A 25,274-nucleotide genomic window follows, 5' to 3' on the forward strand; every position below is an offset into this window, starting at 1 on the left:
TGGTGCGAGGCGCACCACGTCCAGCCCTGGTCCACCGGCGGGCCCACCGACCTGGGCAACGGGGCGCTGCTGTGCGGACGGCACCACACCCGGGTCCACGAGCTGGGCCTGGACGCCGAAGTCACCCCCTGGGAAGTCACCTGGCACCGACCCCCACCACCGCAATCACCACAGCAATCACCACAGCAATCACCACCGCAATCACCACCGCCGGCAGCACCGCCGGCACCACGATCGGCGGCACGATCGGCAGCACCGCAATCACCACCGCCGGCAGCACGATCGGCGGCACCGCCGGCAGCACGGGATCGCCCGCCGCCAGCCGCCACCGCGACCAGGACAGGGACCCGGACCGACCCCGGCACCGGGGTCGGTGCAACGGTGAGTGCCAGGCTCGGTGCCGGCGGCGGGGTTGGTCGCCAACCACCCTGACCCACATGATTGATCGGTGGGGCCAGCGGTGGTCGGCATCCCGCACGTCGACGTGCACCGGCACCAGCACACGAGAAAAGGCGGCCGGCCCGCCCGTGAGCACGGGACGGGCCGGACGCCTCAGCACCGGACGGCAGCTCGCGTCAGGCGAGCGCCTTGGCCTTGAGCTGGTCGAACTCGGCCTGCGTGATCGCACCCGAGTCCAGCAGCGACTTCGCCGCCGCGATCTGGTCGGCGGGCGTCTTTGACTCCTGGGCGACCGACTTGATGTACGACTCGGTCGACTGGCGGGCAGCCTCGTAGTCCTTCATCTGCCGCTCCGCCATGCCGCGGCCCCGGACGATGAGGTAGATCAGCGCAACGAGGAACGGGAAGACGATCAAGCCGATGACCCACAGGGCCTTGACCCAGCCGTTCACATCCTTGTCGCGGAACAGGTCCGTCAGGATCTGGAACAGGACCATCAGGTACATCACGAAGACGAAGGTCCAGACCAGCAGCCAGAACCAATCCCAGAAACTATTCATAGGTGCTCCCGTGGTAGTGAGGGGAAACGCGGCAACGCGAGAGGTCGAGCACGCTGATTCTCGTACAAACGCACCTTCGCGCGACCGCTTTTCGCGTATGCCGTCAGCATGTGTCGTGCGCCCGCCCGCCACATCACCCACGATGGGCGACACGGCAGCTCGCGACCGGTCCTACCGTCGATCCATGACGACTCGCCGTGCCCTCGCCGTCGCATTCCTCGCGCCGCTGCTCGGGGTGGGGATCGCTGCGTGTGAGCGACCGAGCCCTGCGACCGTCCAGCAGGCCCGGATCACGAACCCGATCCGGGAGAACAGCATCAACGCCCAGGTCGGCAACATCCGCCTGCTCGGCACCCGGATCGACACTGCCGCCGAGCGAAAGTCCATCGCGGGCTCGAATGTCGGCCTCTTCACCACGATCGCGAACGACGGGGACACCCCCGACAAGCTCGTCAGTGTCTCGAGCGTCTACGCAACCAGGGTGGTCCAGCGGCAGGGCACGAGCGGGCCGGAGCAACCCGTAGCCGTCGACATCCCCGGAGAGATCGCCGTGTCGCTGCAGTATGCCGGCGGCCTGCACCTCGAGATGGTCGAGCTGAAGATCACCGCGCAGGCCGGACGGCTGCTGCCGGTGACGTTCACCTTCGAGAAGGCCGGGTCGGTCACCGTCAACGTGTTCATCGACGGCTTCGGCCTGCCCACTGTCTCGCCGCCGTCCCCGACCACCTCCTGAGCTGCCGACGACGCCACCCGGCGCCATCGGGACGCGGCACCACCTGACGCGCCACACGGCATACCCAGCGGCAGACGGGCCGCCCGCAGAGCGGCATACCCGACGAACGAAAGGACCGGCCATGGCTGCGATCGCCATCGGATCACTCACCACAGGGCAGGCCGACCTCGTGCGCGAGACCGAGCCAGACCGGATGGCCTCGCTGTCGGAGGACGACCTGCTCGACCTGCACGCCCGCATCCGGCGCGCGCGCAACAAGCATGTCGGGCTCTATCGGCGCCAGGGGGCCGCGCTGGTGGCGGCCAAGGGCGCGCGGGGGTTCGCCCGGCCGGCCAACCGCACCAACGCCGAGCGCGCCGAGGTGTTCGAGCTCGCACTGGCACGAGTCAGCGCGCGGATCGGAGTCGTCGCCAAGGCGGCGGCCAGCGAGCTCAAGCAGGAACGCCTCGCCGCGGCGGCAGCTGCCAAGGCGGGCACCGGGCCGGACACCGCGGCGGTCGCCGCCACGAAGGCATCCATCCCCTCGACGCGCCGACGGGCCACGAAGACCACAGGCGGGACGAAGCGCGACGCATCGTCGCAGGCCGCCGGGGCTCGCCGCCAGGCCAAGCGCGACAGCCGCTGACTCCGAGCCTGACCCGGCGCCGGCTCACTCGATCCCCCGAGTTCGGGTGAGCCGGCTGTCCGTGTCAGCCCAGATGGACGGGGGCATCTGGGCCCCAAGGGATTCCGAGCACGTACCAGAGGACGTAGAAGAGCAGCCAGGTCACGAGGACGATTCCGGTGTAGGGGATCATCATCGACACCACCGTGCCCATGCCTGCCTTGCGACGGTAGCGCTGGCAGACGAGCACGATGAACGGCAGGTACACCATGAGCGGTGTGATGACGTTCATCGGGCCGTCGCCGACGCGGTATGCCGCGATGACCGTCTGCGGGGCGATGCCGAGCTGGTAGAAGAGCGGGATGAAGATCGGCGCGAGGATTGCCCATTTCGGGATGACGCCGGGCATGATCAGGTCGATCACCGCGACGAGGATCACGAACCCGATGAGCAGCGGCAAGGCCCCGACGTTGGCCCGCTCCAGGAGGTCGGCCAGCCAGGTCGCGGCGAGCCGGCTCATGTTGGAGTAGTTGAAGTACGCGATGAACTGGGCGATGAGCAGCATGAGGAAGATCAGCCCGCCCAGGCCGCTGAACGTCTTGACGATCGCGTTGATGACGTTCGTGCTGCCGAGCAGCGTCTTCGCGCCGCGCCCGTAGCCGAGGCCGGCGGCGAGGAAGAGGATCGAGATGATGAACAGCAGGCTGCTCATGAACGGCGAGGTGCCGAAGATCTCCCCGGTGTCGGGGTTGCGCAACGGCGCGTTCGGCAGGACGGTCAGCAGGGCGATGACGAGCGCGGCACCGAGCAGCCAGTAGAGCGACATCCGCAGCCCGCGGGCCTCGAGGCTCATCTCCTCGTCGTTCGCGACGTGCTCCTTCGGTGCGTCCTCGGGGGCCTCGCCGGGGTCCCACTTGCCGAGGCGCGGCTCGAGCAGGCGCTCGGTGATCCACGTGATGACGACGGCGCAGAAGATCGTCGATCCGATCGAGAAGAACAGGTTGTGCGTCACGTTGAGGCTCACGTGGGGCGCCACGAGCCCGAGGGTCTCGTTGGTGACCTCGGTGATGATGCCGTCGGCCGGTGTGATGAGGATGTTGACGAAGAAGGCAGCGCTGACACCGGCATACGCTGCGGCGATCCCGGCGAGCGGATGCCGCCCGAGCGAGACGAACGCCGCCGCACCGAGCGGGATGAGGACGAGATAGCCGGCGTCGGAGGCGACGCTCGACAGGCCACCGAGCAGCACGATGATGAACGTGATGAGGCCCGCCGGAGCCACCTTGACCATCTTGCGGATCATGGCTCCCATGAGCCCGGCCTCTTCGGCCACGCCGACACCGATCATCGCGACGAGGATGACGGCAACGACGCCGAAGTCGTTGAAGTTCTGCACGGCGGTCGTGAAGATGAACCGGATGCCATCGCCAGTGAGCAGGCTGTTGGCGGTGATGGTCTCGCGCTGAAGCTCGTAGTCAGGGATCGGGCCGACGGGCGGATGCGGGTAGCCCGGGTTGACCGTGCCGCCCTCGTAGTCGGGCACCGCCGGCAGGCTGCCGGGCTCGGCGACATCGGCCGTCACGCTCGCCCCGGTCAGGTACAGGATGTGCGAGAGCACGATCACGCCGATGATGAGCCCGAGGAAGATCAGTGCCGGGTGCGGGACCCGGTTGCCGAGCCGCTCGATCGCGTCGAGGAAGCGCTGTGCCCCGCCCGGCTTCTCTTCAGCCTCCGGGCTGCCGTTCGACGGCGACTCGGCGACGGTGCTCATGGCTGCGGCTCCGGGGCCGTCGCCGCGCCTGGATCCTCACCGCGACCGGCGTCGCCATCGGCACCGGCGTCGTCCCCGGCACCGGAGTCGTCCCCGGCACCGGCGTCGCCATCGGCGTCCATCTCATCCGCGCTCTCCAGCGGCGGGGGCGGCACGAAGCCGAGCGCGAGCGCGATGAGCAACCGGGTGCCGAACCCGGTCGCGCCCTTGTTGCGCCAGGCGCGTGGGGCCGGCAGCTGCGCCGTCCCCGCGATATCGAGGTGCGCCCAGGGCCGGTCGCCGACGAACTCGGCGAGGAACAGCGCGGCCGTGATCTGACCGGCGTTGGGTCCGCCCATGTTGGTGAAGTCGGCTACGACGGAGTCGAGCTGGGACCGGTAGGGCCGATGCAGCGGGAACTCCCAGACCGGCTCGTCGGTCACAGCGCCCGCCCGCCTGACCTGCTCGACGATCTCGACGCTGTTGCCCATCACGCCCGCCATGTCGACCCCGAGGGCTCGCAGGCACGCACCGGTCAGCGTCGAGATGTCGACGATCGCGTCGACGCCCTGCTCGACCGCGAGCGCCAGAGCGTCCGCCATGACGAGGCGGCCCTCGGCGTCGGTGTTGAGCACCTCGACGGTCTTGCCGTTGCGCATGGTGAGGACGTCCCCGAGCTTCATCGCCGAGCCGGAGGGCATGTTGTCCGTGCACATGAGATAGCCGGTCACCTCGGTCGTGCAGCCGAGGGCATTGAGCGCGGTCATCGAGGCCAGCACGGTGGCCGCACCCGTCATGTCGTTCTTCATCTGGGCGTGGGACTCGTCGCTCGGTTTGAGGCTGATGCCGCCGGAGTCGTACATGATGCCCTTGCCGACGAGCGCGAGGTGCCCGGTCGGAGCGTCCGGCGCGTAGCGGAGGCGGACCATGCGCGGCTCCTCGACGCTGCCGAGGTTGACCCCGAGCAGGCCACCGCAGCCCATCTCGATGAGCTGCTGCCTGTCGAACACCTCGACCTCGAGACCGGACCGCGGCCCGATCTCCTGGGCGACCTCGGCCATTCTCGTCGCAGTGAGGATCGCGGCGGGGCAGTTCGCGAGGTCGCGGCCCAGGCTGGCCGCCGCGGCCAGGACACGGCCCCGCTCGAGGCCCTCCTGCACCTGCTGCGCAGACTCGGCCGGAGCGACGATGACGAGCGAGTCGAGTGTCGACTCGTCAGCGCCCTTGCCGATGAGGAAGCGCCAGCGCGCAAGCACGACACCCTCGGTCACGGCCTCGGCGAACTCCGCTGGGCTCAGGGCGGTTCCGGTCGCGGGAAGGCTCACGGCGAGGCGCTTCTGGTGCGGTACGGCGCGAGCGAACTCGCCTGCGAGGTCACGCACCATCGCCGTGTCCACCTTCTCGCCGACGCCGATCCCGACCGCGACGAACACGTGCCCGTCCGACGACGGCACGACAAGGGTCTGACCCCGCTTGCCTTCGAACCCGGCGGCGCGCAACGCAGCACCGCTGAGGCCGAGCTCCGGCGGCGGCTCACCGCCCTTCGCGAGCGGGATGGCCACCGCCCCGGCGTGCTCGGGCGGTGGCAGCTGGGCCGCGGTCGAGATCGAGGCGGTGCCGCGGGCGGACGGGATGGGGTCGATGGCGCGTGCCGCTGGAGTGCTCACGGGAGCCCCCCTCCTTCCAAGAGTTCCGCTCACGAGCATGCCGACCTCTCCGAGCACGGCGACTCACCCAGGCGGGGTGAGCACACCGGTCCGAGGTGACCAGGAATGCCGGAAGGTCCGCCCTTCGTGGGGGTGTCACCCCCGTGCCGCGCAGGCCTTGCCGCATCGCTCGCCAAGGCCTCCGGGTCGAGGTATGGAGTCGCGACATGGCGCGTGAGATGGCACGACGAGATACCTCGAACCGGGAATACCTCGAATCGGGAGGGCGGTCCGGGGTCAGGCGTCCATCATGCGCTCGAGGACGAAGACGGCGTCGCGGCGCAGGCGATGCGGGGCCGTGGTGTCACCGGCCAGATGCCGGTGGAGGGCATTCTCGAAAACCCCGTCGAACACGGCATACGCCCCGGCGGGGGTCATCGCGACCTCGCTGCCGGCGAGCTCGGCGTGACGTGACACGACCCGCCAGATCATCTCCTCGAGCTGGCGGTCCAGGTCGATGACCGTCGAGAGCAGGCCCTCCTCGAACATCGCCTGGACGCGCAGGTCGTACCAGAGCCGGTGCATCGCGGTGTCCTCGAGCATGGTGCCGACGAGCGCGTCGGCGAAGGCCTGCGCGAGAGCCGGCGCGTCGGGTGACTCGGCGACGATCTCGTCGTAGCGCGTGACGCAGTGCTCCTTGTAGCGGCGCACGCAGAAGGTGATCAGCTCGATCTTGTCGCGAAAGTAGTAGTGCAGGACGCCGTGCGAGAAGTCAGTCTTCTGCGCGATCTCGCGCAGGCTGGTCCGGGCAAAGCCGAGCTCTCCCAGCGTGGCCAGGGTGGCGTCGGCGAGCTCGGCCCGGCGCGACTCGAACTTGTCGACCCGGGCCCTCTCGAAGCGGTCGGCCGCGGGCACGACGACCTGGCTGGCTGGCGTCATGTCGGGCTCACCGCCTTCGTCTCGGGTGCCGCGTCGGCCCGCTCGTCCGGCATATCTCGGTCAGCGGGGTGCCTTGCACTCTATCCGGGGTTGTGTCTTGACGAGTGTCATAGAGAGTTTGGTCAAGTGTCAAGGAAACTCTTGACAAGTGTCCAGAAGCGGGAGGAGCCTGCTGCCAACCGCGACCCGACGGGGGTTCGCGGCCCAAGCCTCAAACCAGTGCCGGCAAAGGAGCCCGCCATGACCTCGATCGACCTCACCGGACGAGTGGCCCTCGTCACCGGAGCCGCCCAAGGGCTCGGAGAGGGCATGGCCGCCGCCCTCGCCGCGGCCGGGGCGCGCGTCATGCTCGCCGACGTCCAGGACTCCGGAGAGCAGGTCGCGAAGGAGCTCGGCGAGGAGCACGGGTTCGTCAAGCTCGACGTCACCGCCGAGGACGACTGGGAGCGGGCGGTCACCGAGACGGTCGAGCAGCTCGGCGGCCTCGACGTCGTCGTCAACAACGCCGGCATCGAGATCACCAGCCTCATCTCCGAGGTCGACCCGGCCGACATCCGGCGCATGCTCGACGTCAACATCCTCGGCACGACCCTCGGCATCAAGCACGGCCTGCGTGCGATGCGCCCGGGCGGCGCAGCCGGCAAGGGCGGCGCGATCGTCAACGTCGCATCGGTCGCCGCGACGATCGCCTTCCCCGGCATCGCGGTCTACTCGGCGACGAAGTCGGCCGTCGACCGCCTCACCCGGGTCGCCGCGATGGAGTCGGGCAAGCTCGGGTACGGCGTCCGAGTCAACTGCATCTACCCCGGGCTCGTCCCCACGGCGATGGGCGCGGGCCTGGCCAACGACTGCGCCGAGCTCGGGCTCTTCCCCTCGCCCGAGGCGGCCGTCGAGGCGGTCGTCGGGCTGACCCCGGCCGGGCGTCTCGGCCAGGTCGACGACATGGCCGATGCCGTGGTGTTCCTCGCCTCTGACGCGGCGAAGTTCATCACCGGCGTCGGGCTCCCCGTCGACGGCGGCATGGGGATGTGATGACGATGACCGACAAGCCCGTCATCGTCTACGGCGCCTCCGGCTACACCGGCCGTCTCATCTGCGAGTACCTCCGCGAGTTCAACGTCCCGTTCGTCGCGGCCGGCCGGGACAAGGACAAGCTCAACGAGGCGATGTCGCAGAACGTCGCCGGCATCGAGACGGCGAACTTCGAGATCCAGACGGTCGAGCACTCGGTCGAGGCGCTGACCGAGCTGTTCCGCGGCGCCTCGGTCGTCTGCAACACGGTCGGCCCGTTCGCGCGGTTCGGCCCCGAGGTCGTCGAGGCCTGCCTCGCGGCCGGCGTGCACTACCTCGACACCACCGGCGAGCAGGACTGGCTGATCCGGTGCGACGAGAAGTACGGCGCCGACTTCGCCGCGGCCGGGCTGCTGCTCGCCCCGGGCGTTGCGCAGATGTACACCACCGGCGAGATCGCCGCGCAGCTGTGCCTCGAGACACCCGGCCTCGACACGCTCGACATCGCCGTCTTCTGGGGCGGCAGCCCGACGATCGCCTCGACGCAGACGATCCTCGTCAACGCCGCGATGTCCAAGGCGTACTACCTGGAGCAGAACGCCTACCAGGAGTGGGACCCCGACGCCGGGCTCTACCAGCTGGCCATCCCCGGCCAGCACGAGCTCGCCCTCGCCCTCCCGTGGGGTGGCACCTCGCACCCGGTGTGGTTCCGCCGCGATCCGCGCGTGGCGAACGTCCGCGTCCTCGGCGGTGTCTTCAACAAGCCGCTCATGCTCGGCGTTCCGCAGATCGTCGCCGCGGCGCTCGAGGCCACCAAGGACCTCGACCCGGACGCGAAGTACACCGCCCTCAAGGCCACCGCGGAGCAGGTCATGAACCAGATGCCGCCCCGCGAGAACCCTCGGCTCAACAAGTCGCTCGACTCGGTCCACGCCTCGGGCCCGCTCGGGCGCGCACACTGCGTCATCCACGGCAACCAGAACTACAAGCAGACCGGCGCCCTCCAGGCGTATGCCGCATACTCCCTTCTCCAGCAGCCGCCGCGCCGCGCCGGCTTCGCCTCTGCATGCCAGGCCTTCGGTCACCGCGAGCTGCTCGGCGTGCTCCGCTCGTTCGGGCTCGTCATGGAGCCGGTCCTCACCATCGAGCGCTGAGCCGTGCGGATCGTCGACTACCTCGACAAGGGTGCCTCGCTCGGCGCCGATGCGCCGTGCCTGACCACCGACGGGCAGTCGATGACGTATGCCGCCGTCCGCGCCTTGTCGTTCCGTGTGGCCGCTGCGCTGGCCGGGCGTGGCGTGCGGCCCGGCGACAAGGTGGCGATCCTGTCCGCGAACGACCCCGTCGCGTTCTCGTGCGTCTTCGGGATCAGCCGCGCGGGCGCCGTGTGGTGCCCGATCAACCCGCGCAACGAGGCGATGGAGAACCGCGAGCTGCTCGACCTGTCGGACTGCTCGGTGCTCGTCTTCCAGAAGTCTTTCGCAGGTCTCGTCGCGCGCATCCGCGACGAGCTGCCGAAGGTGCACACCTGGGTGTGCCTCGACGGCGACGTCTCCACCGACGTCGCCGGCGCGGTCACCTGGACAGAGTTCCTGGCCGGCGGGGGTGGTGCTCTCACCCCGATCCCCCCGGCTCCCGCCGGCCAGGACGAGACGCGCGGCGGGGAAGGTCCGGTCATCGTGGAGGGACCGGACCTCCCCGCCGTTGCGGATCTGGCGATGATCGTCGGGACCGGCGGGACGACCGGCCGGCCCAAGGGCGTCATGCTCACGGGCACCAACCTCGAGACGATGACGGCGCTGACCCTGATGGGCTACCCGTTCGAGGGACGACCGGTGTACCTCGCGCTGGCGCCGCTGACCCACGCGGCCGGCGTGCTCTGCTTTCCGATCCTGTGCCACGGCGGCGAGATCGTCATCATGCGCGCGCCGGACGTCGGCGGCTTCCTGCGCCTCGTCGAGCGGCACCGGGTGACGCACACGTTCCTGCCCCCGACCCTCATCTACATGGTGCTGGGGCACGAGGCGCTCGACACGACGGACCTCTCGTCTCTCCAGTGCTTCTGGTACGGCGCGGCGCCGATGTCGGTGAGCCGGCTCGAGGAGGCTCTACACCGGATCGGCCCGGTCATGGCCCAGCTCTTCGGCCAGACCGAGGCGCCGATGATGGTCTCGATGATGCCGCCCAAGGACCACTTCCGGGCGGACGGCTCGATCGCGGTCGAGCGCCTGTCGTCCGCAGGCCGTCCGGCACCGCTCGTCACGGTTGCAGTGATGGACCCGGTCGGCGGGCTGGTGGCGGCCGGCGAGCGCGGTGAGATCGTCGTGCGCTCCTCGCTCGTCATGCCGGGCTACTACAAGAACCCGGACGCGACGGCCGAGGCGTCCCGGTTCGGATGGCACCACACCGGCGACATCGGCTTCCTCGACGACGAAGGCTTCCTGCACATCGTCGACCGGGCCAAGGACATGATCATCACGGGCGGCTTCAACGTGTACTCCACCGAGGTCGAACAGGCTCTGATGCAGCACCCCGACGTCCAGGAGTGCGCCGTGGTCGGGCTGCCCGACGACAAGTGGGGCGAGCGCGTCGAGGCCGTCGTCCAGGTGCTGCCGGGCCGCTCGGTGCAGGAGCCGGAGCTGATCGCGTTCGTCAAGGACCGGATCGGCTCGGTCAAGGCGCCCAAGGCGGTCCACGTGTGGTCCGACCTGCCTCGCTCCAAGGTGGGCAAGGTCCTGAAGACCGAGATCAAGTCCACCCTCACCAGCACCCTCTGAGTCTTGTCGGGTCCTGCTGCGTCGAGAGCGGTCAGATCCAGGCCGGATGCGGTGGGATCACCACGGCCCGGACCGAGCCGAGGTCGACCATCCACCGGTGTGCCTCGTCCGGTGACTCGCTGGGAGCCGTGACGCCCGGCCGGGGGGCAAGGCGTGCGATCTGGCTGCACTCGGCCGGCTTGCACCATCGCGGCACGTGCCCGCCGAGCTGTTGCCGCAGCATCATCTGCATCGTGCCCGCCATGATCCCGCCAGCGTTGGACGCCTTCTCCTTGGGCGGCTGGTACAGGATCACCTGGGGGACGGTGCCGTCGGAACGCGGCTGGGTCGCAAGGGCGACGATGGCGTCATACTGCCTCCGCGTCTGGAGGTGGCCGCCGAGGTCGGCGCGCCAGATGACGACCCCGGTGACGGCGAGCGCGGCCAGGCCGACGATGCCGGCGATGCGCGACCTCCGGGACCCGATGAGGAGCAGGGCCGTCGGCAGCAGGACGGCGAGCCAGGCCCAGAGCTCGCCCCGGGTGTCCGTGACCACGCCGGTGACGAGGGTCTGGGCGACGTCGAGGCCGATGACGACGGCGATCCCGAAGAGCACTCGAACCAGGCGGGGCCGCACCGCCTCGTCCAGCCAGCCGAGGACGACGGTGACGACGCCGACCACCACCGCCGGCCACACCCCGCTGACAAGGCGGATGAACTCGTGCGCGTAGCGCGTGACGTTGACCCTCAGGGCCGAGAAGCTGCGCAACGGGTTCGGTCGCCGCCACGCGGCGATCTCGATGCCGAAGTGCCCGAAGACGAACCCGTTCAGAAGGTCGATCACGAGGACGCCGAGGGCGAACCCGACGAGATAGCCGACCGCGAGCAGGCCCAGGTCGCGCCAGCGTCGTACCCCCAGCTGCACGATCGCGGCGAGGAACAGGACGACTCCCACCGGCGGGTAGGTCAGCATCGCCGCGACGGTGCCGACGACCAGCCAGAGCCCCAGCCGAACCCGGGTCCCAGCCAGGAGCGGGAGCGTCCAGACCCCGACGGCCGCGACGATGACGGACGGCGTGAGCGTGCCGGGCCAGTAGAACAGCTGGACCCACAGCGCGGACACGAAGATCGTGAACCCGAGCAGCGCGTCGACCGCCCAGTGCAGCCGTGGCATGACCAGGTGCAGGATCCGCCAGAACCCGACGACGAAACCGAGGTATGCCGCGACGTACGTCAACGACGCCGAGAGCGGAGTGCTGTGCTGGCCGATGACCTTCCACCAGAGGGTGTTCAGCCACCGCCCCTCGTGCAGGTCCTTGGACAGGACACTGCCGGCATCCGGGGTGTGCGACGGGAGCAGATATGGCCAGTCGTCGCGCCGGATGAACGGCGCGACCGCCTGCTCCCAGACGCCGGTGACGATCAGGGCGATGACGAGCACCGCGACGACGACGACCCAGCGCGGCGGGCCCGTGCGTGGCAGGCCACCACCCCGCAGCCGAACGTGCCACGGGGATGTCTGGACGAGGCTCTCGGCCGTCAAGCGAGCGGTCTCCATCTGGGTCGACGATCGGACCATCCGACGCTACGCGCCGAGGCCGGACATTCGTCCTGCCACGGGTGTTTGCCCAGCGACTTCGGATGGAACTCGCGGCCACGGCGCTGCAGACCGCAACACACCGAGCAGGCGGCAGGTCCGACGGAAGTGGCCGTCGCACCTGACCGGTGCTCGGTGTGTTTGCTGGGAAGGCTCTCGCCATGCCGACCCGCGCCATGACCGGCCCGCTCGTGCGTCTACGAGGTAGTGGCTCATGGGTGTCCGACCCCGCTGGGCCACCCCAGCGTCTCCCCCGACCCGCAGGTGCGCTCACGAAGGACCGCCGTATGCCGCTGACCGCCGAGACCCCGCCCGGCGCGGGTGCCCGGGTCTGCACATGACGCGGCCACCCGGGAGCGGACCGAGGCGACCGACCCCGGAGGTTCGGCGCCCCGACACCGACGCGCGGCAGCGGGAGCCGGAGGAACGGCATACGGAACCCGGCGCGCGGCAGCGGGAGCCCGAGGAACGGCATACGGGACCCGGCGCGCCGGCAACGGAACCGAAAGCGCGGCACACGCGACCCGAAGTGCCACCTCCGGAGGCGACGCGGCACACGCCGGCCGACGCGCACGCGTCCCCGGACCGGCTGCTGACCCCTCAGGAGGCCGCGAACCTCATCCACGTGAGCCGCTCGACACTGCTCCGGTGGGCGCGCGAGGGCAGGCTGGCGTCGGTCACGATCCCGAGCGGCCGCCGCAGGTTCCGGCTCGGCGACCTGCCCGGGTTCGGCGACAACCACGCGCCGTGAGCCGGGTTGGTTGGGCTTGGGGGTCACCTCGCCTGATGCGGCGCTCCCGAGGCAGGTGCCGGTGCGACCTTGGAGATCACGCCGTCCGCGGGACTGTGGCAGCCGCCTCTACCGCCACCGGCTCAGCGCCCTCGCGACGCGCGCTACCCGCGACGCGCACCTCGCCGTCCGCGCCCTCGCCGAGCGCGACGACGCATGCCTCGCCGGGCAGCAGCCGGTGCGAGGGAGCGTCGAGGGCCGCGGGCTCGCCCGACGTCGGCGCGTGCGTGACGACCAGGTCGGTGACCTCGCTGCCGCCGTCGTTGCGGATCCAGACGTTGGGTGCGGGGCTGTTGAACCCGGGCACCACGGTCACGACGATGGCGCTCTCCGCCGGCCGATCACCCCTCGCGGCGTCTCCGGCGGCGTCTCCGGCGGCAACCTCGGGGGTGTCTCCCGTGGGGACTTCAGGGCCGAGCTCAGTGGCGCCCTGGCCTGTCGCGCGGGCAACCTCCCGGTCGAGCCCGGCGGCATTCTTGCCCCGGGACGAGATGTGCCACAGCCGCGTCATGACCGCACCGCCCCGGTCGCAGCCGACGGGCGCTCGGCGTCATTCACGTTCATCGCACACCTCCGGGTCGTGACCCTGTTTGCTTCCCCTGTTAGACGGGCGGCGCCAGTTCATGACGACCTGACGGGCGCGATTTCGTTCATTTCCGCTCGCCTCGACAGTGAGATACCCACCTAGCCAGCGACCTCTTCGCCCCTCGCCCGCAGCTCGACACAGCACTCGCCACTGCGCGGGACGAGCTCGGCGCTGACCCGCGCCGCCTCGAGCCCGGAGAGCACACCCGAGACGAACGCATGGTTGATCCCGCAGACGAACTCTGGTGCCCGGCTCGCCAGCGGGTGGAAGGGGCAGTTGCGCAGCCGCAGACACGCCGGCTCCTCGCGCTCCGGCTCGAACCCCTCGCTCGCGAGGATCCGCTCGGCCATGGTCAGGGCACGCTCCGCGCCGATCCGGCCGGGCCTGGTCCGCGCACGTTCCTGCGCGCCGAGGTCGTGGCCACGCTCACGGGCCACCCGGGAGGCCGCGTCGCGGGCGTCCTGCGTGTCGTCCTCGGCAAGCACCGCCTCGAGCAGGATCTCGGCGAGCAGGCCGTGACGGCGCTCCGGGATGCTGACCCGGATGTCGGTCTCGGTGGCCTCGTAGACCTTGGGCGCTCGCCCGACCCGGCGGCGGCCCTCGGCGGGCGCGAAGTCGGCGCGCAGCAGGCCGATGTCGACGAGCTTGTCGAGATGGAAGGCAGCGAGCTTGCGGGAGATGCCGACGACGGCCGCGGCCTCGTCGCGAGTCACCGGGCGGCGTGCGGTCCGGATGAACTCGTACATGCCGCGGCGGAGGTCGTCGTCCAGGGCTGCGACCGCGCTGATCGTCGGTTCGATCGCCACGATGTCCACGATATCGCCAGCGAGCATGGCCTCAAAGCTGCCACTGTCGGTGGACGCGCCTAGGCTTGACCGGAGCGGGGGATTATGACCAAGATTGTTTAGTTAAATTCGAGAGTGGATGTCACCCGAGTCCCGGATTCCGGCTGGGACCCAGAGGTCGTGGAGGTCGTGATGACGATGAGCACGAACGCAGGCAGCAGGTCGCGCGGAGGTGGGTCTGCCACCGCGTCGGCGATGGTGCCGGCACCCGCAGCGCCGACACCGGCCAGGCAGCCGGCCCTTCGGGTGGTCCACGAAGCCGAGGGGGTGGACGTCCCGGCTGCCACCGCGGCGGCCGCCGACTTCCTCACGGCGCTCGGGGTGCCTCTCGACTCCGAGAGCCTGCGGGAGACCCCCGCCCGGATGGCGCGGGCGTACGCAGAGCTGTTCTCCCCGCGTCCGTTCGATCTGACGACGTTCCCCAACGACGAGGGGTACGACGAGCTCGTCATGGCGCGAGACATCCCGCTGCGTTCGGTGTGCGAGCACCACCTGCTGCCCTTCGTCGGGGTCGCGCACGTCGGATACCTTCCGGGCGAGCGCATCCTCGGGCTCTCCAAGCTCGCTCGCATCGTGGAGCACTTCGCCTCACGGCCACAGGTGCAGGAGCGGCTGACCAAGCAGGTCGCCGACTGGCTCGAGCAGCAGCTTCTCCCGCAGGGCGTCGGAGTCGTCATCGAGGCCGAGCACACGTGCATGACCCTGCGCGGCGTCCAGGCGCGCGGCTCCAACACGGTGACCTCAACGATGCTCGGCGTCCTTCGCGACGACCCGCGCTCGCGGCAGGAGTTCTTCGCCCTGACCGGCCTGGGCGCCTGACCGCGCTCTCCCGGTGCGAGCGCGACCCGCTCAGGCCGAGCAAGCGGGCGAACCCCACAGTCGAGTGGCCACCCCGCCCCACCCCTCAGCGCGCACGCGGCCCGGCTCCACTCAAATCGCGTGTCAGGTCGCAGCAGGGGCTGCCATGACGACCACATCGACGACCTGACCGCCGACCCGACCTATGGGCGGGTGTGACGGGGTGGCCACTCGAGCGGATCGGTCAGGCGTCGTGCGGGCAGGCCCGCTCACGGCACGGGACCGGGCGTGCGAGCGCGGGCCCACTCGGGCTGGCGCGAGCGCGACCCGCTCAGCCCGAGCAAGGGCCTCACCCCACAGTCGAGTGGCCACCCCGCCCCACCCCTCACCGCACACGCGGCCCGGCTCCACTCAAATCGCGTGTCAGGTCGCAGCAGGGCTGCCATGACGACCACATCGACGACCTGACCGCCGACCCGACCGACGGGCGGGTGTGACGGGGTGGCCACTCGAGCGGATCGGTCAGGCGTCGTGCGGGCAGGCACGCTCACGGCACGGGACCGGGCGGTGTGACGGGGTGGCCACTCGACGGGATCGGTCTGGGGTCCCGCGGGGCGGCAGGCTCACGGCACGGGACCGGGCGGTGTGACGGGGTGGCCACTCGACGGGATCGGTCAGGCGTCGTGCGGGCAGGCACGCTCACGGCACGGGACCGGGCGGTGTGACGCGGCGGCCACTCGACGGGATCGGTCAGGCGTCGTGCGGGCAGGCACGCTCACGGCACGGGACCGGGCGGTGTGACGCGGCGGCCACTCGAGCGGATCAGTCAGGCGTCGTGCGGGCAGGCACGCTCACGGCACGGGACCGGGCGGTGTGACGGGGTGGCCACTCGACGGGATCGGTCAGGGGACCCGCGAGCAGGCACGCTCACAGCACGGGACCGGGCGGTGTGACGCGGCGGCCACTCGACGGGATCGGGCGTGCGAGCGCGGGCTCACTCGGGCCGGTGCGAGCGCGGGCTCAGGCGACCGGCGCGGCCACCGGGAGGACGTGCGGCTCGCCGTCGACCGTGACGGACACCCTCGTGCCGACACCCGGGACGGTCCCCCCGAACGTTCGCGCCCACAGCGTCATCGGTGCCACCGCGCCGGTCTCGATGCGCAGCTCGACGAGCGCGTCGTGGCCGTAGAAGGAGGCCTTGGTGACCTCGCCGACACAGGCGCCACCCATCGACGACGGGTCTGCGAGCCGGAGCTGCTCCGGTCGGACCATCACCTCGCAGGCGCCGGAGAAGCCCTCCAGACCACCCGCGGGCAGTGCGCCGAGAGCACACAGCACCACGCCGTCGCGCACCTGTCCGGGCAAGAAGCACGCCTCGCCGAGCGACGCGGCCGAGCGCCGGTCCATCGGCGCCCGGTAGACCTCAGCCGGCGCGCCGACCTGCGTGAACCGACCTTCGTGCATGATCGCGACCTGGTCGGCGAAGGACAGTGCCTCGGCCTGGTCGTGCGTGACGAGCACGACGGTGGCCTGCTCGTGGGCCAGGGCGGCGGCGACCGCCTCGCGCGTGGCCACGCGCAGCTCGGGGTCGAGCGCCGAGAACGGCTCGTCGAGCAGCACGATCCGGGGGCGGCGGGCGAGTGCACGCGCGAGCGCGACCCGCTGCTGCTGCCCGCCGGAGAGCTGGTCGGGCCGGCGGGCGCCGAGGTCGCCAGAGAGCCCGACGAGCTCGAGAAGCTCGCCGACGCGCTCGCGGGCTCGACGCTCCCGGCGCGGCAGGCCGTACGTGATGTTGGCGGCGACGTCGAGGTGCGGGAAGAGGTTGCCCTCCTGCGCGACGTAGCCGAGGCCGCGCTTCTCCGGCGCCACCCAGACGCCGGGTGCGGCCACGAGGTCGTCGCCGAGACGGACCTCGCCGCCGTCGGGAGCAAGGAAGCCGGCAACGACCCGAAGGAGCGTGGTCTTGCCACAGCCGGAAGGCCCGAGGACGGCGGTCGTGGTCCCCGCGGGCACCTCGAGGTCGATCCCGTGCAGGACCCGGTTGCCATGGTGCGACGCGGTGACCCCGCGCAGGTGCAGCGTCTTCACGTCAGTGGTTCCTCGTTCTTGCTGTGGAGCAACAGGTAGGTGAGGGGCGCGGACAGCAGCACGAGCGCGGCGGCATACGGTGCCGCGGCGGCGTAGTCGAGCGTGGCGCTCGCGTCCCAGAAGGCGGTGGCGAGCGTCTCGGTGCCCGTGGGCGCGAGCAGCAGCGTGGCGGTCAGCTCGGTCGTCACCGCGATGAACACGAGAGCGAAACCGGCCAGCGTGCCGCGCAGCGTGAGCGGCAGCTGGACCCGCAGGAACGCCCGGATCGGGCGGTCGCCGAGCGCGCGGGCGGCATCAGCCAGCTCTGGCGGGGTCTGCGCGACGGCCGCTCGGGTCGACACCATGGCGCGTGGGATGAAGAGGATGACGTATGCCGTCACGAGCACGGCCGTGGTCTGGTACAGCGGGCGCGCGAACCCGATCGTCAGCGTGATCAGCGCGAGCGCGACCACCACACCCGGCAGCGACGCCGCGACGTAGGTGACGCGCTCGACGAGGACGGCGAACCACGAGCGGCTGCGGGCCAGCAGCCATGCGGCGGGGAACGTCGCGACCGTCGTGACGAGCGCCGCGAGCAGGGCGAGGCGGACCGTGCCCCAGAGCGTCGGCAGCAGGCTGGTCGGCTCCATGGCCTGGTCCGCCTTGAGCAGCCCGCGGGCGATGCTCCAGGCGGGCACGCCGAGGGCCAGGACCGTGAGGCCACCGACGCCGAGGAGCCCGAGCGGCGTCGCCCGGCCGAGGCGCGCCGGAGTGGGCCGCCGGCCGGCGCCCGTGCCGACGCGGGCGTGCCGTCTGCGTCCTCGGGCCAGGAGCTCGAGAGTGAGCAGGGTGACGGCGAGGCCGATGAGCATCACCGCCAGGACACTGCCCGAGCGGTTGTCGAAGGCCACCTCGAACTGGTCGAGGATCGCGGTCGTGAAGGTCGGGAAGCGGAGCATCTCGAGCGCGCCGTACTCCGCGAGCAGGTGCAGGCCGACGAGGAGCATGCCGCCGAGCAGGGCGGGGCGGACCTGCGCGAGGCTCACCCGCGCGAAGGTGCGCCACGGCCCGAGGCCAAGGGCCCGGGCGGCCTCCTCGAGCCCCTGGTCGAGGGAGCGCAGCACCGCCGCGACCGGAAGGAAGACGAACGGGAAGTAGGACAGGGACGTCACGAGGACCGCGCCCGTGAGCCCTTCGAGACCCGGCACCAGATCGGCCCACACGAAGCTGTTGACGAACGCCGGCACGGCCAAGGGCGCGACGAGCGCGACCCTCCAGAAGCCGGCCCACGGCAGGGTGGTCCGTTCGACGAGCCAGGCCGCGCCGACCCCCAGCACCGTGGTGACGACGACGGTGAGCACGACGAGCGAGACCGTGTTGCCGAGCAGCTCGGCCACGCGTGGGCGCCAGATGAGCGCGAGGGCCTGCGACGGGCCGGACTCGAGCGCCTTGAGCACCACGACGACGACCGGCATCGCGGTCAGCAGGGCGACTGCGAGCGCCGCGAGCCGCAGCGCGAGCGGCGTCGAGCGGCGTCGCCGCGGACGGTCCGCGTATGCCGTCGCCACCGGGGCCGACTGTGGCTCCGATGGCAGGGCGGGGCGGGTGCCCGACGGCGCGATGGTCACCTAGAGGATCCCTGAGTCCGTCATGAGCTCGATGACCTTGGGCCCGTTGAGGGTGAACGGGTCGATCTTCGGCGCCTGGAGCGAGTCCAGCGGCGGCAGGGCCGGGTCGGACGCGACCCCCGTGCCCACGGCATACTCCATCGCGTCGCTGGAGGCGAGCAGCTGCTGGCCGTCCTTGCCGGTCACGAAGGCGAGGAACTTCTGGGCGTCGGCCGCGTGCTTGCTCGACTTGAGGACGCCGCCCCCGGAGAGGCTGACGAAGGCGCCGGGGTCCTCGTTCTTGAAGTAGTGCAGCTTGGTGTTGCCGCTGCTCTCCTTGTCGAGGGCCTGGTCGCGGTACCAGTAGTAGTGGTAGATGACGGCCATCGGCGACTGGCCGGCGTTGACGGCCTTCATCGCCGCGATGTTGTTCTGGTAGATCTTCGCGCCCGACTTGAGGGCGTCGAGCCAGGCGGTCGTCTCCTGCTCGCCCTTGGTCGCGAGCACGGCCGAGACGATGGCCTGGAAGTCCGCGCCACCGGCGGCGGCACCCCACGTGCCGGCATACTCCGGCTTGGCGAGGTCCATGAGCGACTTCGGCAGCTGGGCCTCGGAGATCTTGGTCGGGTTGTAGACGAGCACGGTCGAGCGGGCGGCGATGCCGGCCCATGCGTGCGAGGACGGGACGTACTGCTCCCCCACCTGCGCGATCGTGGCCGGGTCGACCGTGGCGAGCAGGCCGGCGTTCTGCACGGTCGTCATCGCCGGGGAGTTCTCGGTGAGGAACACGTCGGCGGGCGAACCGGCGCCCTCCTGCACCAGCTGGGCGCCCATCGAGGAGTCGTTGCCGTAGCGGATCTGCACCTGGACGCCGGTCTTGTCCTGGAACGCCTTGGCCCAGTCCTCGGTGAGGTTCTTGTGCTGGGCGCTGTAGATCGTCAGCTTGGACGCGTCGAGGTCGCCGGTGGCCTCGAGGCTGCTGCCGCACCCGGCGAGCGCGAGGCCGGCGGCGGCTACCGCGGCCACGGCGGCAAGGACGGAGGGGCGGCGCGGCACGGGGTACTCCTGCGGCTCGAGGTCGGCGACACCTCTGGCCGAGGTGCATTAGGTATGCCTTACCTTAGGCAGCCCGCGTCCCAACGCGAAATCGCGTTCCGACATGCGCAACGGTCCGTGCGCGCGAGGCCCTCACTCGGGTAGCGACCGGGGCAGGCCGAACCATGGCAGCACGCTGTTCTCGAACCTCGTCATCGCACAGATCCGGTCGCCCGACCCCGTGAGGACGAGCATGCCCGTCCCGTGGCGCATCCCGTCCGGGGTGCGCAGGTACATCCCGAACGCCGGCTGGCCGTTCGCCCGTGTCGGCACGAGGTCGAACCTCCGTCCCGGGCGCAGGATCGCGGCGACGAAGCGCCGGACGGCCTCGCGGCCGGTGTACTCCAGCGGGATCGGCGGCATCGACACGTGCACGTCCTCGCTGAGCAGGGCGACCAGCGCGTCGAGGTCGGCGGACTCGAAGGCGCGCACGAACCGCTCGACGAGCGCCCGCTCCACCGGCGAGTCGGGTGCGGGCGGCGGCTCGCGGTCGTCGGGGGACGGCGTACGTCGCTGCAGGGTGGCTCGCGCCCGCTTCAGGGCGCTGGTGACCGACTCGACGGTCGTGTCGAGCATGGCGGCCACCTCGTCGGCGTGGTAGCCGAGCACCTCACGCAGGACGAGCACTGCCCGCTGCCGGGCGGGAAGCACCTGTAGCGCCGTCACGAAGGCGAGCGAGATGGCCTCGGCCTGCTCGTACCGCGCCTCCGGGCCGGCCATGCCCTGCTCGAGCGCGACCCCCTCGAGCAGCGTGTCGGGATACGGCTCGAGCCAGAGGATCTCACCGAGCCCCGTGGGCTCGGGTGGTTCGACATCGGGAATGTTCCACTCCTTCGGGGGTCGCCGACCGGCCGACCGGCGCGCGTTGAGGCAGCGGTTGGTGGCGATCCGGTAGAGCCAGGTGCGGACGGAGGACCGGCCCTCGAACGCGGGCAGACCGCGCCACGCCGCGAGCATGGCGTCCTGGAGGGCGTCTTCGGCGTCCTGGAGCGAGCCAAGCATGCGGTAGCAGTGCACCAGCAGCTCCCGGCGGTGCGGCTCGGTCAGCTCCTGGAAGGCTCCCGCGTCGCCTGACTGCGCCCTGGCGATGAGGTCGGTCGTCGTCCCCACGCTCACCTCACGTCCCTTCGTCGAACCGGTCGTCCACCCAGTATCGACACCGCACGGCCCCCGAACTGGGCGGTCCCGAGGCGCCCAGTTCGCCCGCGCGCGGCTGTCTGCACTGATGACGAGCACAAACCCGACACGTTCGAGGAGGACGACATGCTGCTCGAGAACAAGACCGCCGTGGTGTATGCCGCGACCGGTGCCATCGGCGGTGCCGTGGCCCGGGCCTTTGCCCGTGAGGGCGCGCAGGTGTTCCTGACCGGGCGCGACCTGGCCCGGGTCGACGCGCTGGCCAAGGAGATCCGCGACACGGGAGGCCTCGCCGAGACGGCGCACGTCGATGCGCTCGACCCGGAGGCCGTCGAGGGGCACCTGGACACCGTGGTCGAGCGCACGGGAGGGCTGGACATCTCGTTCAACGCGATCGGTCCTGGGCCCGCGCCCGAGAGGACGGCGTTCGTCGACCTGACCGTCGAGGAGTACCTGCGGCCGATCACCTTCTACACGCGCGCCAACTTCATCACCGCGACGGCCGCGGCCCGGCGCATGAGTGCCCGCGGCTCCGGAGTGGTCGTGACGCTGACGGCCCTGCCCGGCCGGCTGCCGGTCGCCCGGATCGGTGCGTCGGCGTCAGGCTGGGCAGCGGTGGAGGCGTTCACGCGCTCGCTCGCTCTCGAGGTGGGGCCGTCCGGCGTTCGGGTGGTCTGCCTTCGGTCCAACGCGATCCCCGAGACCCCGGTCATCGAGGCGAACTTCGCGACGGCCGGACCGGCTGCCGGCATGACTCCCGCCGAGTTCCGCGGGCGTCTCGAGCAGGGCACGCTGCTGCGGCGGCTGCCGACCCTCGCGGAGCTGGCCGACACCGCGGCATTCGTCGCCTCCGACGGGGCGGGCGCCATGACCGGCACGGTGGTCAACCTCAGCGCCGGGGCCTACACGGACTGACAGCGCCCCAGGGCGCTGGCGCCGTGCTCACGGGGTGGGACGGGGCGCTCACTCGACCAGGAGAGGGCCAGGTCGCGCGATCTTGACGCAGACTTAACGCCGCGGCGGCCGGCAGAGACCCGACCAGCGCCAGCGGCGCCTGCAAGGATTGCCGTCGTGAGCGACAGTCATGGCAGGACCGCCGCGGGCTGGGCCCCGCTGGCCCTCGGCGCACTGGGCGTCGTCTTCGGCGACATCGGCACCAGCCCCCTCTATGCCCTGCAGACCGTCTTCTCCATCGACCACAACATGGTCGCCACGACCCCGGGTGACGTGTACGGCGTCATCTCGCTGGTGTTCTGGTCGATCACCCTGGTCGTGTCGGTGAAGTACGTCGTGTTCATCCTGCGGGCCGACAACGACGGCGAGGGCGGCGTCATGGCGCTCGCGGCGCTGGCCCGCACCGCGGTCCGCCCGGGCGGCAAGCGGTTCGGGCTGGTCATGCTGCTCGGCGTCCTCGGCGCGTCACTCTTCTACGGCGACAGCGTCATCACGCCTGCGATCTCGGTGATGTCCGCGATCGAGGGCCTGTCGGTCTCCACGCCGTCGCTGGTGCACCTTGTCGTGCCGATCGGCGCCGCGATCATCACGCTGCTGTTCGCCGGGCAGCGCTTCGGCACGCACCTGGTCGGCAAGTTCTTCGGGCCGGTCATGGCTGTGTGGTTCGTCGTGCTGGCGGTCATGGGTGGCGCCGAGGTCGTGCGCGACCCGGCGATCCTGGGAGGCCTGTCGCCGCACTATGCCGTGCTGTTCGTCGGCGAGCACCCGGGCATCGCGTTCGTCGCGATGGGCGCGGTCGTCCTGTCGATCACCGGCGCCGAGGCGCTGTATGCCGACATGGGCCACTTCGGACGGGCTCCGATCCGGCGTGCCTGGTTCATCGTCGTGTTCCCCGCACTCACGCTGAACTACCTCGGCCAGGGCGCCCTCATCCTCAAGGACCCCAAGGCCGCCGAGAGCCCCTTCTTCCACCTGGCGCCCGACGCGCTCGGCTTCCCGCTCGTGATCCTGTCCACCATCGCGACCGTCATCGCGTCCCAGGCCGTGATCTCGGGGGCGTACTCGGTCTCACGCCAGGCCGAGCGCCTGGGCTACCTGCCCCGGCTCACGGTGCGGCATACCTCCCCCGACGAGCGCGGACAGATCTACGTCCCGGCCGTCAACTGGACGCTCTATGTCGGAGTCATGGTGCTGCTCGTCGTGTTCCGGTCGTCCGAACGTCTCGCGACCGCATACGGGCTGGCGGTGACGGGGACGTTCCTCATCACCACCACCCTGTTCCTCATCTACGCACAGTCGGCGTGGCACTGGAACCGCGGTCGCCTGCTGCTGCTCGGCGTGCCGCTCGCGGCCCTCGAGCTGACCTACTTCGCCGCGAACCTGACCAAGGTGTTCACCGGGGGCTGGCTGCCGCTGCTCATCGCGGTCATCGTGGCCACCATCATGCTCACCTGGCAGCGGGGTCGCGTGCTCGTGACCGAGCGTCGGGCTGCCATGGAGGGCTCGCTCGACGCGTTCGTCGACTGGCTGCACGGAGACCCCGTGGGCAAGGTGCCGGGCACTGCCGTCTTCCTCCATCCGGACAAGCATTCGACGCCGCTCGCGCTGCGGGAGAACGCGACCTTCAACCATGTCATCCACGAGACGGTGCTCGTCGTGAGCACGACGTCGGAGAACGTGCCATTCGTCGCCGACGACGAACGGGTCGTGCTCGACCATCTCGGCGACCCGTACGACGCGATCACCCACCTCACCCTGCGGTACGGCTTCCAGGAGGACCAGGACATCCCGCGCGCGCTGGCGGTGGCGCGCGACCTCGAGATCTTCGCCGTCGACCCCGACACGGCGTACTACTTCCTTTCGCGGATCACCTTGCAGCGCGGGCCTGGTCGCGAGATGCCCGCCTGGCGCAAGCGGCTCTTCCTCGGCCTCGCGCACAATGCCGCGTCGCCGACGGAGTACTTCCGGCTGCCCGAGGGACGCACGGTCGCCATGGGCGCGACCGTCATCATCTAGCCCTCCACCACATCCACCTTTGTCCAGGTCTCTTGACCGGACGTCGGCACAGCGCTATTTTCCCCAATAGTTAAGGTCTCTTACTATTGGTGGAAGGCCGGCAATGACGCCAGGTGACGGACAACCGGACGGACGACCCGCGCACGGGGCGCCGGCCACGTCTCGCACGATCCGCGCACTCAACGACCACGCCGCGCTCACCCTTCTGGCTGCCGAGGGCCAGCAGTCCCGCAGCGAGATCGCAAGGCGCACCGGAATCTCGAAACCAACTGCGTCACAGGTGCTTTCACGCCTCGAAGCCGCCCAGCTCGTCGAGGCGACCGGGCAGGAGCACGGCCGCCGCGGCCGCAGCCCCGTGATGTACCGCATCAACCCCGCGGCGGGTCACGGCGCCGGGCTCGACGTCACCGCCGCCCGCGTCAGTGCGGCGATCGTCGACCTGAGCGGTTCCGTTGTCGCCCGTCACGAGCTGCCGACAGGCCGGCGCACCAAAGGCGCGGTCCTGTCCGTCATGGATGCGCTGACGAGCGCCGCCTCCTCGATCGGCCTGACCGTCGCCGACCTCGACGCCGTCGTCATCGGCACCCCCGGCTCGTTCGACCCGGCGACCGGACGCCTCAGCTACGCCAAGCACCTCACCGGCTGGCACTCCCCCGGGCTCCTAGGCGAGCTCTCGGAGGCCGTCGGCTCACCCGTCCACGTCGAGAACGACGTGAACCTCGCCGCCCTCGCCGAACGGCATACCGGCGTGGCGGTCGACTGCTCCGACTTCTTCCTCTTCTGGGTCGGCGACGGCCTCGGCGGAGCCCTCATGGTCGACGACCGCCTCTACCGCGGGGCGACCGGCGGTGCCGGCGAGGTCGGCTTCATGCAGGGCACCGGGGCGGCGCTGGTACGCCGCGTCCGGCGGGAGAACAGCGGCGGCTTCCAGGCGTATGCCGGCCCGGAGCAGACCGTGCCCCTCGCCCGCACCTACGGGCTCCGGGGGCGCACCGCATCCGACGTGGTCGCACGAGCCGCCGGCCTTGTCACACAAGACGGCTCGCGTTCCACCACGGAATCGGACACCGAACGCGCGTCCGCGTTCCTCACCGACCTGTCGGTGAGGTATGCCGCCGGGCTCGCATCCATCATCGCCATCGTCGACCCGGCGATGGTCGTCCTCGGGGGCTCGGTCATGCAGGCCGGCGGCGAGCCGCTGCGCTCGCGGGTGGCCGCGCAGCTGGCCGAGCTCGCCATGGCCCGCCCGACCGTCGTCGTCAGCACCGTCGCCGACAACCCCGTCCTCACCGGCGCCCTCGGCGCCGCCCTCGAACGAGCGCGCGAGGCCGTCTTCGCCGCCGGTTGACCACCCCACCGCCACCACCCGCGCGGAGCCGGCCGG

Annotated in this window: 22 protein-coding genes and 1 pseudogene; 11 read left to right on the top strand and 12 right to left on the bottom strand. The window is 70.8% G+C overall.

The window, feature by feature from the left end; translation table 11 throughout:
* Positions 1-87 (top strand): annotated as a pseudogene (locus ACWEOW_RS21165) (HNH endonuclease); the annotation flags it as partial.
* A gap of 49 nt (positions 88-136) precedes the next feature.
* On the opposite strand, the gene ACWEOW_RS21170 reads toward ACWEOW_RS21165, so the two are convergent.
* Both ACWEOW_RS21170 and ACWEOW_RS21175 read right to left on the bottom strand, forming a co-directional pair.
* Positions 137-292, bottom strand: coding sequence for a hypothetical protein (locus ACWEOW_RS21170; protein ID WP_452271297.1), 156 nt, complete (start codon positions 290-292; stop codon positions 137-139).
* A gap of 283 nt (positions 293-575) precedes the next feature.
* The gene (locus tag ACWEOW_RS21175) at positions 576-959 is read right to left on the bottom strand and encodes an SHOCT domain-containing protein (RefSeq protein ID WP_452271224.1); all 384 of its coding nucleotides are present in this window, start codon (positions 957-959) and stop codon (positions 576-578) included.
* A gap of 184 nt (positions 960-1,143) precedes the next feature.
* Between ACWEOW_RS21175 and ACWEOW_RS21180 the strand changes: the two genes are divergently transcribed.
* Both ACWEOW_RS21180 and ACWEOW_RS21185 read left to right on the top strand, forming a co-directional pair.
* Positions 1,144-1,692 carry a copper chaperone PCu(A)C gene (locus tag ACWEOW_RS21180; protein WP_452271225.1) on the top strand — a complete coding sequence of 183 codons (549 nt, stop codon included), beginning with the start codon at positions 1,144-1,146 and terminating at the stop codon, positions 1,690-1,692.
* 121 nt (positions 1,693-1,813) lie between these two features.
* Positions 1,814-2,317 carry a hypothetical protein gene (locus tag ACWEOW_RS21185; protein WP_452271226.1) on the top strand — a complete coding sequence of 168 codons (504 nt, stop codon included), beginning with the start codon at positions 1,814-1,816 and terminating at the stop codon, positions 2,315-2,317.
* A gap of 64 nt (positions 2,318-2,381) precedes the next feature.
* On the opposite strand, the gene ACWEOW_RS21190 is transcribed toward ACWEOW_RS21185, so the two are convergent.
* The 3 genes from ACWEOW_RS21190 to ACWEOW_RS21200 all read right to left on the bottom strand — a co-directional run bounded on the left by ACWEOW_RS21190 (position 2,382) and on the right by ACWEOW_RS21200 (position 6,631).
* On the bottom strand, positions 2,382-4,067 hold the full coding sequence (locus ACWEOW_RS21190; protein WP_452271227.1) for an AbgT family transporter: 1,686 nt from the start codon (positions 4,065-4,067) through the stop codon (positions 2,382-2,384).
* Positions 4,064-5,713, bottom strand: coding sequence for a leucyl aminopeptidase family protein (locus ACWEOW_RS21195; RefSeq protein WP_452271228.1), 1,650 nt, complete (start codon positions 5,711-5,713; stop codon positions 4,064-4,066). The genes ACWEOW_RS21190 and ACWEOW_RS21195 overlap by 4 nt, the downstream gene beginning before the upstream one ends.
* Before the next feature lie 276 nt (positions 5,714-5,989).
* On the bottom strand, positions 5,990-6,631 hold the full coding sequence (locus ACWEOW_RS21200) for a TetR/AcrR family transcriptional regulator (RefSeq protein WP_452271229.1): 642 nt from the start codon (positions 6,629-6,631) through the stop codon (positions 5,990-5,992).
* A gap of 240 nt (positions 6,632-6,871) precedes the next feature.
* Between ACWEOW_RS21200 and ACWEOW_RS21205 the strand changes: the two genes are divergently transcribed.
* The 3 genes from ACWEOW_RS21205 to ACWEOW_RS21215 are packed head-to-tail and all read left to right on the top strand — an operon-like array spanning position 6,872 to position 10,419.
* Positions 6,872-7,663 (top strand): SDR family NAD(P)-dependent oxidoreductase, encoded by a 792-nt coding sequence (locus tag ACWEOW_RS21205; protein WP_452271230.1) that lies wholly within the window; start codon positions 6,872-6,874, stop codon positions 7,661-7,663.
* 5 nt (positions 7,664-7,668) lie between these two features.
* The gene (locus ACWEOW_RS21210; RefSeq protein WP_452271231.1) at positions 7,669-8,796 is read left to right on the top strand and encodes a DUF5938 domain-containing protein; all 1,128 of its coding nucleotides are present in this window, start codon (positions 7,669-7,671) and stop codon (positions 8,794-8,796) included.
* Positions 8,797-8,799: 3 nt separating this feature from the next.
* A complete protein-coding gene (locus ACWEOW_RS21215; RefSeq protein ID WP_452271232.1) occupies positions 8,800-10,419 on the top strand; it encodes an acyl-CoA synthetase in 1,620 nt (539 codons plus the stop codon).
* A gap of 31 nt (positions 10,420-10,450) precedes the next feature.
* Here the strand turns inward: ACWEOW_RS21215 and ACWEOW_RS21220 are convergent, their stop codons facing one another.
* A complete protein-coding gene (locus ACWEOW_RS21220) occupies positions 10,451-11,941 on the bottom strand; it encodes a hypothetical protein (RefSeq protein ID WP_452271233.1) in 1,491 nt (496 codons plus the stop codon).
* A 583-nt stretch (positions 11,942-12,524) separates the two neighbouring features.
* Between ACWEOW_RS21220 and ACWEOW_RS21225 the strand changes: the two genes are divergently transcribed.
* Positions 12,525-12,746: a helix-turn-helix domain-containing protein gene (locus tag ACWEOW_RS21225; RefSeq protein WP_452271234.1), complete on the top strand. Its 222-nt coding sequence runs from the start codon at positions 12,525-12,527 to the stop codon at positions 12,744-12,746.
* A 76-nt stretch (positions 12,747-12,822) separates the two neighbouring features.
* On the opposite strand, the gene ACWEOW_RS21230 is transcribed toward ACWEOW_RS21225, so the two are convergent.
* Together ACWEOW_RS21230 and ACWEOW_RS21235 are read right to left on the bottom strand one after the other, a co-directional pair.
* Positions 12,823-13,296 carry a hypothetical protein gene (locus ACWEOW_RS21230; RefSeq protein ID WP_452271235.1) on the bottom strand — a complete coding sequence of 158 codons (474 nt, stop codon included), beginning with the start codon at positions 13,294-13,296 and terminating at the stop codon, positions 12,823-12,825.
* Positions 13,297-13,469: 173 nt separating this feature from the next.
* Complete coding sequence (locus ACWEOW_RS21235) at positions 13,470-14,177, bottom strand: helix-turn-helix transcriptional regulator (RefSeq protein WP_452271236.1); 708 nt, start codon at positions 14,175-14,177, stop codon at positions 13,470-13,472.
* A gap of 114 nt (positions 14,178-14,291) precedes the next feature.
* On the opposite strand from ACWEOW_RS21235, the gene folE reads away from it, so the two are divergent.
* Positions 14,292-15,035, top strand: coding sequence for a GTP cyclohydrolase I FolE (gene folE, locus ACWEOW_RS21240; RefSeq protein WP_452271237.1), 744 nt, complete (start codon positions 14,292-14,294; stop codon positions 15,033-15,035).
* A gap of 999 nt (positions 15,036-16,034) precedes the next feature.
* Here the strand turns inward: folE and ACWEOW_RS21245 are convergent.
* From ACWEOW_RS21245 to ACWEOW_RS21260, 4 genes are all read right to left on the bottom strand, one after another.
* Complete coding sequence (locus tag ACWEOW_RS21245) at positions 16,035-17,102, bottom strand: ABC transporter ATP-binding protein (protein ID WP_452271238.1); 1,068 nt, start codon at positions 17,100-17,102, stop codon at positions 16,035-16,037.
* The gene (locus ACWEOW_RS21250; RefSeq protein WP_452271239.1) at positions 17,099-18,709 is read right to left on the bottom strand and encodes an ABC transporter permease; all 1,611 of its coding nucleotides are present in this window, start codon (positions 18,707-18,709) and stop codon (positions 17,099-17,101) included. Before ACWEOW_RS21250 ends, ACWEOW_RS21245 begins: the two co-directional genes overlap by 4 nt.
* On the bottom strand, positions 18,710-19,744 hold the full coding sequence (locus tag ACWEOW_RS21255) for an extracellular solute-binding protein (protein ID WP_452271240.1): 1,035 nt from the start codon (positions 19,742-19,744) through the stop codon (positions 18,710-18,712).
* Between the two features lie 132 nt (positions 19,745-19,876).
* Positions 19,877-20,899 (bottom strand): sigma-70 family RNA polymerase sigma factor, encoded by a 1,023-nt coding sequence (locus tag ACWEOW_RS21260; RefSeq protein WP_452271241.1) that lies wholly within the window; start codon positions 20,897-20,899, stop codon positions 19,877-19,879.
* A 147-nt stretch (positions 20,900-21,046) separates the two neighbouring features.
* Here ACWEOW_RS21260 and ACWEOW_RS21265 point away from each other — a divergent pair, with 147 nt between their 5' ends.
* The 3 genes from ACWEOW_RS21265 (at position 21,047) to ACWEOW_RS21275 (ending at position 25,238) form a co-directional block, all read left to right on the top strand.
* Entirely contained in the window at positions 21,047-21,835 is a 789-nt protein-coding gene (locus ACWEOW_RS21265; protein WP_452271242.1) for an SDR family NAD(P)-dependent oxidoreductase, read from the top strand.
* Positions 21,836-21,991: 156 nt separating this feature from the next.
* On the top strand, positions 21,992-23,890 hold the full coding sequence (locus ACWEOW_RS21270; protein WP_452271243.1) for a potassium transporter Kup: 1,899 nt from the start codon (positions 21,992-21,994) through the stop codon (positions 23,888-23,890).
* Between the two features lie 103 nt (positions 23,891-23,993).
* The gene (locus ACWEOW_RS21275) at positions 23,994-25,238 is read left to right on the top strand and encodes an ROK family transcriptional regulator (RefSeq protein WP_452271244.1); all 1,245 of its coding nucleotides are present in this window, start codon (positions 23,994-23,996) and stop codon (positions 25,236-25,238) included.
* Positions 25,239-25,274 lie beyond the last annotated feature (36 nt).

The organism is Monashia sp. NPDC004114 (genome assembly GCF_053603855.1).